We start from the raw sequence: 13,455 nt of genomic DNA on the forward strand, positions 1-13,455 counted from the left end.
GGCCTCCGTCCGTCAGAGCATCTGCCAGTCCTTGAAAACCGGCTGGTATCCCTGACTGTAAATCATGCCGGTCATTTCGGTCACGCCCCGTTCGTCCGAGATGTCGAACTGGCCGGTGGCGCCGTCCGCAGCGGTGCGGCCGCCCACCGCCGTGCACGACCCGGCCGACATTTTGGTCACCCCCAGTTTGACCAGGCGGTCACGCAGTTCCGCCCGCTCGCGGGTGGAGACGGTAATCCCGCCCCGGGGCATGAACAGGCGGAAGGCAAGGATGTACTGGACCAGATTTTTATCGGATACGTCGACTCGGGGCTGGAAGCCGCCCAGTTGCGGGCGCATGCGGGGCGGCGATATGCTCACTTCCACAGCCGGGTATTTGTTTTGCAGATAGTCGGCGTGCAGGCCGGTGAAGAAGGCTTCACTGCGCCACTCGTGCAGGCCGAGGAGCGCGCCCAGGTTTACCGCCCGCATGCCGGCCCGGCAGCCCCGTTCGGGCGCATCCAGACGGAAACGGTAGTTACGCTTCGGCCCGGCCGGGTGCAGTTCGGCATAGGCTTCTTCGTTGTAGGTTTCCTGGTAGATGGTCAGCCCGTCCACGCCGGCGGCGATCAGCGCAGCGTATTCTTCCTCTTCCAGGGGATAGACCTCGATGCTGATGGAGGTGAAGTATTTTTTTAATACTTCAACGCACTCCTGCATGTAGGAAACCGGCGACTCCCGCCTGGATTCGCCGGTCAGGATCAGGATGTGCTTCAATCCGGACGCGGCAATGACCCCGGCTTCGGCTTCCACTTCGGCCGGGGATAGTTTTTTCCGCTCCAGCCGGTTGTGCGCTTGAAACCCGCAGTACAGGCAATGGTTTACGCAATAGTTGGCCACGTACAGGGGGGTAAACAAAAAGATCACGCGGCCGAATTGCTGCACAGTGAGGCGGTGTGCTTTCAAAGCCATTTCCTCGAGAAAATTTTCCGCCCGCGGTGAAAGCAGCGCCAGGTAATCCAGTCCGGTCAAGCGGTCCTTGGCGATAATCCGCCTGATCTCCGGATCAGTGAGGCGGTCAAAAAAACGCTGGCAATCAAATTGCTTGTAGGAGCTGTATACTTCTTCGTAAAAACTCATTTGCGCCACCCTTTTCATTCATCCCTTAAGAATCCGGTCAGCGGTGAAGATGCGCTGGCATATTGCCGGGTTTCCCCCGGACCGGCCAGGTAAGCCGTCCGGCCGGCCTCCACTGCCCGGCCGAAGGCGCGGGCCATGGCCACCGGGTCGGATGCCGTGGCGATGGCCGTATTCACCAGCACCGCCGCGGCGCCCATCTCCATCGCCGCAGCTGCTTCGGAAGGACGGCCGATACCGGCGTCCACAATCACGGGCAGGGAAATTTCTTCGATCAAAATGCGGATCATTTCTTTTGTCCGCAGCCCGCGGTTGCTGCCGATCGGTGCGCCCAGCGGCATCACGGCCGCCGCTCCCGCCTCCGCCAGCCTCTTGGCCGCCATCAAATCGGGGCTCATGTAGGGCAGGACCGTAAAACCTTCGGCGGCCAGTATTTCAGTGGCCTTGATGGTCTCATAGTTGTCCGGCAGGAGGTATCTGTTGTCCGTGATCACCTCAATCTTCACCCAGTTGCCGCAACCGGCCGCTTTGGCCAGCCTGGCGATGCGCACGGCCTCTTCGGCGTTGCGGGCGCCGGAGGTGTTGGGCATCAGAATGCAATCCCCGGGTACATAAGCGGCAATGTTCTCTTCTTCAAAATCAAGATCTACCCTCCGAAGGGCTACCGTCACCACCTGCACTCCGGAAGCCGCCACCACCTCCGGGATCAACCGGTTGGAAGGAAATTTCCCGGTGCCTAAAAACAGGCGGCTGGATATTTCCCTGCCCCCGATCACCAAGGAATCAATCACCGGACCTACCCCCCTCCGACAAACTTCAAAATTTCCAACCTGTCATTTTCCTTTAAAATAATACTTGGCCACGCATCTTTTTTAGCTAATTGATTATTGTATTCGACAATAAGAGAACCTTGATTCCACTTTTTCCTTTTGACTAGATCATTGATAGTAATGCAACCGTTTGGAAGTTTTGTTATTTTTCCATTTAAAATAATGAACAAATATACCCACCTCCATTTTGGATATTGCATTATGTTTTGAATTGTCAGAATTATTTAAAGTCAATAATATTATAGGTAAATATATTTCCTTCTTACTCCCCCGCTATTCTTCCGGCGATTGTAAGCTCATAAACTACATCATTAACTGTTAAATGATATTTTCTAACTATCTTTTGATGTGGCAAGTTGGTGGAAACAGAAAATCCCTTACTCAAATCTGTTTGATTCTTAGCAAGAAAATTAGTAGTAACCCGGCCAGATTGAAAGTCTTGGTGTTGTAAAATCATTTGATGAAAAGGTATAGTTGTCTTAACTCCTTCTATAACAAAATCATTTAATGCCCTTTGCATGCGTGCAACGGCTTCCTGCCGGTCCCGGCCCCATGAGATGAGCTTGGCAATCATGGAATCATACAGGTTTGGGATGGTATACCCGGGGAAAACCGCACTCTCAACACGTACTCCGAAACCGGCAGGTGGCACATATTGCCTGATGGTCCCCGGGTTGGGCAAAAAGTTTTGCGCCGGATCTTCTGCGTTAATGCGGCATTCTATGGCTGCACCACGGATCTTTATATCATGCTGTTGAAAACTTAACGGTAAACCGGCGGCAATCCGAATTTGCTCTTTAACTATATCGACTCCTGTAACCATTTCTGTTACCGGGTGTTCAACCTGGATACGGGTATTCATCTCCATGAAATAAAATTTTTCATCAGCATCCAGGAGAAACTCCACAGTACCAACCCCGCGGTAGCCAACTTGCTTTGCCAGGCGGACAGCTACATCACCCATTTTCTGCGCTGTGGTAACACTTAAAACCGGGCAGGGTGCTTCTTCCAGAATTTTTTGATGCCGCCTTTGCAATGAACAATCTCTTTCCCCTAAAAAAACAACGTTACCGAAGTTGTCAGCCAGTAATTGAATTTCGACATGACGTGGCTCTGTAATATATTTTTCCAGGTAAACGCTCGAATCGCCAAAACAAGATTGCGCTTCTGTACAGGCGGACATAAAGGCCCGGGACAAATCTGTCACATTTTGTGCCAGGCGCATACCTCGTCCACCCCCACCAGCCGAGGCTTTAATCAGTAAAGGGTACCCCATTTGAGCTGCAATTGCCTCGGCTTCCGCAATGGTCGCCACAGCGCCACTGGAACCAGGCACTACGGGAACACCGGCCTTCTGAGCCGTTTCCTTGGCCTGTACTTTATCACCCATAAGTTTCATTACTTCAGGAGACGGCCCGATGAAAACCAGACCGGCATCTAGACAGGCACGGGCAAAAGCCGGGTTTTCAGCCAAAAAACCGTAACCAGGGTGGATGGCCTCAGCCCCCGTTTTTTTAGCGGCAAACACAATTTTTTCAATATTTAAGTATTCCCGGGGAGCGCCAAGGTTGTACGTTTCTGATGCTTTGCGGCAAGGTAGGCTTTCTTTATCAGCATCTGTATATGTCATGACGCTATCGATGCCCATTTCCTTGCAGGCATGAATAATCCTTAATGCTATTTCACCCCGGTTGGCAATTAATATCTTTTTAAACATAAAACCACCACCCACAATATTTGACCCTTTCCATCCGGAATCCAAACATCACATATGGAAAATAACCTGCAATGTTATGCTTCATTTATAATTGCAACTGTTTCAGCCCGTTAAACCCCGGCATCACTCATTTACTGCTTACTTGAAACATCCCTCACCGTCTGATCCCCGTGCCAGGCTGGAATATTTTTCATACCTTTCTTTGGCATCTATTTCTGCGTTTACAAATAATTGCCCGGCATTTTCCGGGAACTCTTGTTTAAGTGCGGCATAGCGAACCTCGCCTTCAATGAATTCTCTGAACGAACCAGTAGGCTCCTTGGAGTCGAGTATGAACGGGTTCTTTCCTTCTTTGGTCAAATCAGGATTATACCTGTAAAGATGCCAGTATCCCGCTTTTACTGCTTTATCCATTTCATGCTGGGACAGCCCCATACCGGCTTTTAACCCATGGTTGATACACGGCGAGTAGGCGATAATAAGAGATGGCCCTTGATAAGCCTCAGCTTCTTTGATCGCCTTGATAGTCTGGCCCCTATCGGCACCCATGGCAACCTGCGCTACATAAACGTAGCCATAGGTCATGGCCATCATGCCAAGATCTTTTTTCTTGGTCTTCTTGCCGGATGCCGCAAATTTTGCGACGGCGGCGGCAGGTGTAGCCTTTGAGGACTGTCCCCCGGTATTTGAGTAAACCTCAGTATCGAAAACCAAGATATTGACGTCCTCACCGGAGGCCAGCACATGATCCAACCCACCGTATCCGATGTCATATGCCCATCCGTCCCCACCGAAGATCCAGATGGATTGCTTTACCAAAAAGTGCTTTCTAGCAGCGATTTCATCGATAATCCGGTTCTGTCCGGTGACAAGAAGAGGCAGAATCCTGGCGGTTGCTATTTTGGAAGCCGCCGCGTCGTCCCTGACCGCCAGCCATTCCTGGAAGCCTTCTTTCAGACCGGACGGAATATCCAATGAAAGAGCTTCCTTCATTAAAATAGCAATATGATTCCTGATCTGCCTGATGGCAATAGCCACACCGTAACCGTGCTCGGCGTTGTCCTCAAAGAGGGAATTGGCCCAGGCCGGACCTTTACCTTCCTTGTTTGTGCAATACGGCATGGAGGGAGCGCTGCCGCCCCAAATTGAAGAACAACCGGTGGCGTTGGATATTATCATTCTTTCGCCAAACAATTGCGTAACCAGCTTTGCGTAGGGAGTTTCCCCGCAACCCTGGCATGCACCGGAGAATTCGAGCAGAGGCTGTGCAAACTGGCTTCCCTTAACAGTAAACAGATCCCACGCATCACGTTTTTCAGGAACCGTCATGGCGTAATCCCAGTTTACCGACTCCCGGGCAACCTGACTTTCCAACGATTCGAACTCAAGTGCCTTCTTTTTAGCCGGACACGTATTGATGCAACTGCCGCACCCCATACAATCAAGAGGGCTGATCTGAACGCGGAAGGACATCCCGGCAAGCCGCCTGCCGGCGGCGGGCACGGTTTCAAAAGAAGCCGGGGCATCACCGGTCTCCCGGTCGCTTAAAAGAACGGGCCTGATAGCAGCATGGGGGCAAACCAGGGAACACTGGTTGCATTGTATGCAGTTTTCTTTTATCCACCTGGGAATAAATGCCGCGACCCCTCTTTTTTCATACCTTGAAGTACCAAGCGGAAATCTTCCGTCCGGCACATCCTTAAAAGCACTGACGGGTAACTTGTCACCTTCCAGTCTGTTCATGGGCTGAAGGATGTTGCGGATGAAAGCGGGAACGTCTTTATCTACAGGTTTTTCGTCAACCGCAAACTCCCAAGCGGCAGGTACGGTAATTTTTACCAGTTCAGTGATTCCTTTATCAACTGATTCGCAATTCATATTGACCACATCTTCGCCTTTTCTGCTATATGCCTTTTCGATGGAATCTTTCAAGTGAAATATAGCCTGGTCCACGGGGATGATGTTGGTCAGCTTAAAGAAAGCAGATTGCATAATCATATTGGTCCGGTTCCCCAAACCGATATCTTTGGCTATTTGAGCCGCATTAATAGTATAAAAATTTATCCGGTGACCGGCTATATAGCGTTTCATCCCGGCCGGCAACTTTTCTTCCAGTGCTTCCGGTGACCAAGTGCAATTAAGCAGGAAAGTCCCGCCATCTTTCAGCCCTGCAAGTAGATCGAAGCTATCTACATATGATTGGTTGCTGCAGGAAATGAAATCCGCGTTGGTAATTAAATATGGACACTTAATCGGTTTATTTCCAAAGCGCAGGTGGGAAACGGTTATCCCGCCCGATTTTTTGGAATCGTAAGCAAAGTATGCTTGCGTATACATATCAGTGTTATCGCCAATAATCTCCACCGCTTGTTTATTCGCTCCCACCGTCCCGTCGGAGCCAAGTCCGAAAAACTTGCACTGGATAGTACCTTCCGGCGTGGTATCAACATTGGTTGAGCGCTCAAGAGAAAGATTGGTGACATCGTCTGTTATACCCAATGTAAATCTCATTTTAGGACTGACGCTCTTTAAATTTTCGTATACGGCTAAGATGTCCGCAGGAATGACATCTTTAGAGCCAAGGCCATAACGGCCCCCGGTGATGATTGGTTTTTCATCCCTGTTGTAAAAGACAGTCCGTACGTCCTGATAAAGTGGCTCCCCAAGGGCACCAGGTTCCTTGGTACGGTCCAGCACCGCAATTTTCTTGATTGTTCCGGGAAGGACATCAAAGAAATGCCTGGCTGAAAACGGCCTGTAAAGATGTACCTTGATCAAACCTACTTTTTCACCGGCACGGGTCAAATAATTTATAACCTCTTCGATTACATCACAAATCGAACCCATGGCAACGATCACATATTCTGCATCCGGCGCGCCATAGTAATTGAAAGGCAAATATTCCCTGCCGGTAATTTTACTGATTTCCTTCATATATCCTGCTACGATTTCCGGAACGCTATCGTAGTAAGAATTGCAAGCCTCCCTGGCCTGAAAGAAAATATCTGGATTTTGAGCTGTTCCCTTCATCACCGGGTGTTCCGGATTCAAGGCCCGCTCCCTAAAAGCCCTGACTGCATTGTAATCAAGTAAACCGGCTAGTTGCTCAAGCTCGATGACCTCAATTTTTTGCATCTCGTGAGATGTCCTGAAACCGTCGAAAAAATGCATGAACGGCACTCTTGACTTAATAGCCGCCAGGTGTGCAACGCCGGCCAGATCCATCACTTCCTGAACACTGGCGGAAGCCAGCATGGCAAAACCGGTTTGACGGCAGGCCATTACGTCGGAATGGTCCCCAAAAATGCTCAGAGCATGAGACGCGAGCGCCCTGGCAGTAACGTGAATTACTCCCGGTAGCAGTTCGCCGGCTATCTTGTACATATTGGGAATCATCAATAACAACCCTTGCGAGGCGGTATAGGTGGTGCTAAGCGCCCCCGCCGAAAGAGCACCGTGCAAGGCTCCTGCTGCGCCGGCCTCGGACTGCATTTCAACGACTTTCACTGTTTGACCGAAAAGGTTTTTCCTTCCCTGAGCGCTCCATTCATCAACATATTCCGCCATCGGCGAAGATGGTGTAATCGGAAAAATGGCAGCGCATTCCGTAAACGCATAAGATACATAGGCTGCCGCTTTGTTTCCGTCCATGGTCTTTAAATTACCTGGCATTATTGATCTCCTCCCAAATAAAGCTGGCACTGCTGGTGCCTTTTCTCAACAGTTATAAAGGAATATTGCCATGCTTTTTCCAAAGAGCCTGTTCCTTCTTTTCAGTAAAGACATCCAACGCATTAATTATGCGAACCCGGGTCTCCGCCGGATCAATAACATCATCAATGTGCATTTTGAAAGCTGCCTCATATGGGTTGGCGAACTTGGATTCATATTCTTTTATCTTTTCTTGCCTGAAAGCGTTTATATCCTGTGCAGCAGCGATTTCTTTTTTGAAAATTACCTTGACCGCCCCTTCCGCACCCATCACGGCTATTTCGGCCGTCGGCCAGGCCAGAACCAAATCCGCTCCCAGGTGTTTGCTGCACATGGCAATATAGGCGCCTCCGAATGCCTTACGGAGAATAACAGTGATTTTTGGCACAGTGGCTTCGGAATATGCATACAGAAGCTTAGCCCCGTGACGAATGATCCCTTTGTACTCCTCTTGAACCCCTGGCATATAACCAGGTATATCCACCAGGGTGATTAGAGGAATATTAAAAGCGTCACAAAAACGAACAAATCGCGCCGCCTTATCAGCACTATCGCTATCCAGCACACCGGCAAAAACTTGCGGCTGGTTTGCTACAATCCCAGCCGTCAGCCCTGCAAAGCGGGCAAAGCCGACAATGACATTGCGGGCAAACCCGGCCTTTACTTCAAGAAACTCACCATCATCGGTGATACGTTCAATGATTCTGTGCATATCGAAACCCCGCCTGGAACTGGCAGGCAATACCTTAATCAGTTCTTCATCCCGTTCGCAGAAATTTTCCCTGCCCGGAACCCGCGGAACACCGCTTCTATTGTTTTGTGGAATAAAGGTAATCAATTTACGGATCCCATCAAGGCAGGCCCGCTGGCTTTCTGCAAAAAAGTCGACGTTACCTGTTACCTGGGCATGAACATGGGCACCACCCAAATCATCCATGGAAATATCCTGCCCCATGACTTCTTTAATTACAGCCGGTCCGGTGATAAACATGTAGCCGGTTTTATCGACCTGGAACACAAAGTCAGTCATGGCCGGGGAATATACCGCCCCGCCGGCGCAAATGCCCATAATGGCAGTTATTTGCGGAACAACTCCCGAGTAACGGGTATTGCGATAAAATATCCCCCCATAACCTGCGAGTGCATCCGTCCCCTCTTGAATACGAGCCCCCGCCGAATCGCAAAGTCCGATAATAGGCGCTCCCGCCCTGGCTGCCATGTCCATGATGTTGGTAATTTTACGGGCGTGCGCCTCTCCCAGAGATCCTCCGAGGATCCTGAAATCCTGGGCATAAACGAAAACCCGCCGCTTGTGTATTTGTCCGTAGCCAGTGATCACACTGTCTCCCATGACGCCTTTTTTTTCCATGCCAAAGTCTGTACATCGGTGCCTGGCGAACATATTAACTTCAGTAAAAGTGCCTTCATCAAGCAACGCCAAGATCATAGTACGGGCATCCAGTCTTTCGATCCCCTGTTCCGATATAACCGCGCGACCCGTTGGATTAAGAGCCTTTTCCTTTAAAGAAATAAAATTATTCATAGCCTGCTGCATACCAACTGCCCCCATTGTAAACTTATTCAGATCGCCCGCTCCTGACCAACCCAGTAAGATTGGCGCAATGTTCTTTTCAGAATTTTTCCGGTTGCCGTACGGGGAAAATCCTTAACAAATTCTATAGAACGCGGCCGCTTGTAACCTGCCAACCTTTCTTTGCAATAGTTGATCAAATCCTCTTCGTTTACCTTTGCTTCATCCTTGAGCAAAACCAGAGCTTTGACTTCCTCGCCCCATTTTTCATGAGGCACGCCAATTACGGCAACTTCAGAAACAGCCGGATGTTTGCTCAGCACCTCTTCAATCTCCGCCGGATAAATATTCTCGCCACCACTGATAATCATGTCATTCTTACGATCGACCAGGAAATAGTAACCTTCATCATCGAAATAGGCCATATCACCTGCCGTCGCCCATTCGCCATCAATTGCCTCCTTTGTTTTAACCGGATCCTTATAATACCCAACAAAAGCTGAAGGCGCCTTAGCCCATAACACTCCTACTTCACCAGGATTACTTATTATCTTATTCTTCTCATTAACTAATTTAATTTCGATACCTGGATTAGGCTTACCAATACTACGCACCTTGCGCATTTGATCTTTATGACGCAAAGTGGTAAGTGCTCCCGTTTCCGTAGATCCATATCCCTCGCTAAACTTAACATTTTTAAAGAATTTAAGGGCATCTTCTTTTGTCTTGGACAAAAGCGGAGCTGATGAAGAACCCAAAGATGTCAGTGAGCTAATGTCATACTTACATTTTATCTCTTCGGGTAACTCCAAAATTTTAATGATCATTGTTGGTACCATTGAAGTTGTGGTCACCCTTTCCTTCTCAATGGTAGCCAAGACCTTCTCCGCATTAAACTTGCCGGAAGGAAATATCACATTTGTACCACCCATCCATAAGGTGATAAGTGTCGCCCAAATACTATTGGAATGACATATAGGCATAATAGCCAGCAAGACACGATCGCTCATATTCACTCCAGGACGGTTGGCATTACGCAATAGAGCGTTTTTAACCACCTCCAAAGTACCCCTGACCTGAATCATAGCGCCTTTAGGAAAACCGGTGGTGCCGGAGGTATATCCCAAATAAAATAGATCCGCTTCATTGCTATCAACCATTGGCTCATGATGCGGTTGGTCACGTAATAAGTTTTCATAACCATTCATATAGCGAGGCAATTGATTAATCGATCCAACAACAATACAATTATGTGGTTTTATTTTCGGCAATTTTTGAGGGCGCAAATCAAAAATAAATTCCTCACCAATGATCAGACCTTTAGCGTCAGAGTTATTAATAATATATTCTCTTTCTTCTGGTACAAGGCGAAAGTTAACTGGAACAGAAATAACACCAATTCTTGCAAGCCCATGATATATTTCCAAAAACTCGATACAATTATATAAGATAATTGCAACCTTATCACCACGACGAAAACCTTTGGCTAACATTGCCTGAGCAAACTTATTAGCGCGAGCGTTAAGTTCCGAATAAGTCACTCTATTATCTTCATAGACTGCTGCAACCTTATCAGGAAAACGCCATGAATTAATGCGCAAACCATCTGCTAGATTCATTCTCCAAACCCCCAATAATTAATTTTAAAACAGGTGATTTCTAAATATTTCTACAACTCAGACTGGCTTCACTATAGTGAAAGAATCATTAAACATTTGTTCCGCCAAGGTGTATGGGTCCACTTCTTTAGCCAATACGCGAGTGATTTCTTTTTCCATGTCATGGCGCTCACTCAGTGCATCCAGCACCATATTTTTCACACGCTCAACAAGTAACGATACCACCTCTTGTTTCAACCGTTCTTTAACAATCAACTTTAGCTTACCGCTAGATTTCAAATAACTATAATGCGTTGTAATAGCTTGCCAGAGTTCATCAACTCCCATATCATTTACTGTCATCGTTTTCACTAAAGGTGGCCTCCAGGAACTGCTGATATAGCCTGCATCAAGAACTGTACTAACTTCAATGAACGTCTTATCTGCTCCAGGCATATCCGCCTTGTTAATTGCAAATACATCTGCTATTTCCATAATTCCAGCTTTCATTGCCTGAATGCTATCCCCACCAGCTGGTGTCAGCACAACCAAAACTGTATGAGCGATATTCATAATATCTATTTCTGACTGACCCACTCCAACAGTCTCTAGAAAAAGAACCTTATAACCAAAGGCATCCATGACATTAAGTATGCCGCCTATATTTTTCGTTAATCCCCCCATACTCCCCCTGGAGGCCAAACTGCGCATAAATACGCCTTCGTCGATTATCCTATCCTGTATGCGTATCCGGTCACCTAATATGGCTCCACCACTGAACGGACTGCTTGGATCGACAGCAAGTATACCTACATTAATACCTATTTTCCGTAGTTTTTTAGTTAATGATCTAATCAATGAACTCTTACCAGCTCCCGGAGAACCAGTCACACCAATTATATAACTGTCTCCAGTATGGCAATGTAACCTCTGCAGCAACTCCCGTTTTTGGGGGTAATCATTCTCCACTATAGATATCGCTTTTGCCAGCGCCCGACGGTCACCTTTCAAAAAGCTAACTATTAAATCATTCAAGCAATACCACCCCCTCGCCACAGAAAGGTTACCTTTTTAGAACTTCACACTATTGCATGCCAGAAAATACTTTTTCGTTTCCAAAACCCCCAAAAGAGGTATTGCCTAAATAAGCCTTTTTACTTTTACTTCCTCAACAGCGAAATTTAAATACTCCTCCATTAACAGCTGACTGACCACAGAACAAATCAAAAACAAATTGATTTCTGTAGCTTTATCAGAAAATAAATTATCAACACGTATAGCCCTGCTTTCCATTACTTACTCCTCCATAAAATTATTATTCTATTACCAAAACAATCTCATCTGTATTAACACTTTGACCCTCAATAACATTAATAGCAGCAACTTTTCCATCTTTGGTCGCGGTGATTTCATTTTCTAATTTCATTGCTTCCAGTATCATTATGACATCACCTTTTTTTACGTTGTCCCCAACCTGAACTAGAATAGATATAATGATACCAGGTATGGGAACGTTTACCAGGCCGTTATTCTTATTTATTTTGACTGGCGTTGGCTTCACGGGTGTCAAAGTGCGAACCGGCGCCGACGCCGGCGACGATGACGTGCATATGTTATTGCGCCCGGTTGCTCCAATGCACCCTTCAGTAACTTCTTCCACAGCCACTGCATATTCGCTATCCTGAATGGTTACCTTAAATTTCCTCATCAACGACTCCTCCATTAAAAGAGAACCTGATCAGGACTGGTGCCTCTAACGCCTTAAATTGATAAACTATCATGCTATAGTTAACGCGAGTATGCCCACCAATCTGATTTGTAAGGCGGCACACCGCCCCAATTGGTACGGCACTTTGGAATCCGGCCGCTTTTAGTGCAATATGGACGTAATTCCCTGCCAAGAGTTCGTTCCAAAATACGACCCAACTCTAAAACCTGATCAATATCCACACCGGTATCAATTCCCATTTCGTCAAGCATTACCAGCAGGTCCTCTGTAGAACCATTACCCACTATATCACTAGGAGTATAATTGTGACCCGTGCCGATACCTGGTACGCCATCTACAATAAATGCCGGCTGACCGCCAAGTTGACCAAGAGACGCCTCCATGATCGTTACCCCTGCCATTAAAGCCGCCAGGTAGTTAGCCATAGCCATACCACGTGAATCATGAAAATGGGCCATATGAACGTTTTCCGCAGGAAACTTATCGCGTAAGCGAACATAAAAATCATAAACCCGGTCCGGTGATGCCTCGCCTGTTGTATCACACGGAGTTGCTTCATCAATCCCCATTTCAAGACCTCGTTCAATTAATTCAAAAGTTTTCTCAATTGGAACTAGCCCTTCAATTGGACATCCAAACACACATGCTATAGCCATATTTGCCTTAATGCCGGCACTATGCAGATATTTAATCCAATTAGGCATGGCAGCAAGGAACTCATCAATAGTTTTACCGGAATTTCGTAAACAATGAGAGTTGGAAGTCGAGATAGTGAATGCTAAAACATCTGGTCCATATCCTGATTCCTTTGCTTTAACCGCTCTTTCAATGGCTTTATCGCTCATACCATAACATTTATATGTTACACCTGGCACACGATTAATCCGTTTTAGCACTTCTTCAGCATCCTTAAATTGTGGCAAGTTTTTCGGATGACTAAAATTTGTTACTTCTACGCTTTTAAACCCTAACTCTGAGACACGATTAATAAAATATACTTTTGTTTCTGTTGGTATAAATCGATTCTCATGCTGAAATCCGTCCCGAGCCAATAGTTCAGTCAACGATACCTTTTGAGGTAAATTCATTTTCATTTCCGACATCCTCCTTTCATGGATTCTTATTACTTGAAAAAATGTTTTCGACAACTATTGTCCGAATATCCCTCCCTTCTTTAAACCTTAAATCTTTAAATATATTAAGCAAAGATCATACCAGAATTA

Annotated in this window: 11 protein-coding genes; all 11 read right to left on the reverse strand. The window is 47.0% G+C overall.

The window, feature by feature from the left end; genetic code table 11:
* Positions 1–12: 12 nt before the first annotated feature.
* Positions 13–1,119, reverse strand: coding sequence for a 2-iminoacetate synthase ThiH (gene thiH / locus A6M21_RS09230; RefSeq protein WP_066668072.1), 1,107 nt, complete (start codon positions 1,117–1,119; stop codon positions 13–15).
* Positions 1,120–1,133: 14 nt separating this feature from the next.
* Positions 1,134–1,904, reverse strand: a complete 771-nt coding sequence (locus A6M21_RS09235) for a HisA/HisF-related TIM barrel protein (protein WP_486599214.1) — start codon at positions 1,902–1,904, stop codon at positions 1,134–1,136.
* Positions 1,905–1,912: 8 nt separating this feature from the next.
* A complete protein-coding gene (thiS, locus tag A6M21_RS09240) occupies positions 1,913–2,116 on the reverse strand; it encodes a sulfur carrier protein ThiS (RefSeq protein WP_066668074.1) in 204 nt (67 codons plus the stop codon).
* A 92-nt stretch (positions 2,117–2,208) separates the two neighbouring features.
* Positions 2,209–3,663 (reverse strand): acetyl-CoA carboxylase biotin carboxylase subunit, encoded by a 1,455-nt coding sequence (accC, locus tag A6M21_RS09245; RefSeq protein WP_078060558.1) that lies wholly within the window; start codon positions 3,661–3,663, stop codon positions 2,209–2,211.
* Between the two features lie 138 nt (positions 3,664–3,801).
* Positions 3,802–7,335 (reverse strand): pyruvate:ferredoxin (flavodoxin) oxidoreductase, encoded by a 3,534-nt coding sequence (gene nifJ / locus A6M21_RS09250; RefSeq protein ID WP_066668076.1) that lies wholly within the window; start codon positions 7,333–7,335, stop codon positions 3,802–3,804.
* A 52-nt stretch (positions 7,336–7,387) separates the two neighbouring features.
* Complete coding sequence (locus A6M21_RS09255) at positions 7,388–8,929, reverse strand: acyl-CoA carboxylase subunit beta (RefSeq protein WP_066668077.1); 1,542 nt, start codon at positions 8,927–8,929, stop codon at positions 7,388–7,390.
* 26 nt (positions 8,930–8,955) lie between these two features.
* Positions 8,956–10,524, reverse strand: a complete 1,569-nt coding sequence (locus tag A6M21_RS09260) for a class I adenylate-forming enzyme family protein (protein ID WP_066668078.1) — start codon at positions 10,522–10,524, stop codon at positions 8,956–8,958.
* A gap of 57 nt (positions 10,525–10,581) precedes the next feature.
* On the reverse strand, positions 10,582–11,538 hold the full coding sequence (gene meaB / locus A6M21_RS09265; protein WP_066668079.1) for a methylmalonyl Co-A mutase-associated GTPase MeaB: 957 nt from the start codon (positions 11,536–11,538) through the stop codon (positions 10,582–10,584).
* Positions 11,539–11,643: 105 nt separating this feature from the next.
* Positions 11,644–11,796, reverse strand: a complete 153-nt coding sequence (locus tag A6M21_RS18775; RefSeq protein WP_161486042.1) for a hypothetical protein — start codon at positions 11,794–11,796, stop codon at positions 11,644–11,646.
* A 22-nt stretch (positions 11,797–11,818) separates the two neighbouring features.
* Positions 11,819–12,211, reverse strand: coding sequence for a biotin/lipoyl-containing protein (locus A6M21_RS09270; protein WP_066668081.1), 393 nt, complete (start codon positions 12,209–12,211; stop codon positions 11,819–11,821).
* 80 nt (positions 12,212–12,291) lie between these two features.
* Positions 12,292–13,326, reverse strand: coding sequence for a hydroxymethylglutaryl-CoA lyase (locus A6M21_RS17925; RefSeq protein WP_161486043.1), 1,035 nt, complete (start codon positions 13,324–13,326; stop codon positions 12,292–12,294).
* Between the last annotated feature and the right edge of the window lie 129 nt (positions 13,327–13,455).

The sequence above is a fragment of the Desulfotomaculum copahuensis genome, assembly GCF_001655685.1.
Classification (GTDB): Bacteria; Bacillota; Desulfotomaculia; order Desulfotomaculales; family Desulfovirgulaceae; genus Desulfotomaculum_G; species Desulfotomaculum_G copahuensis.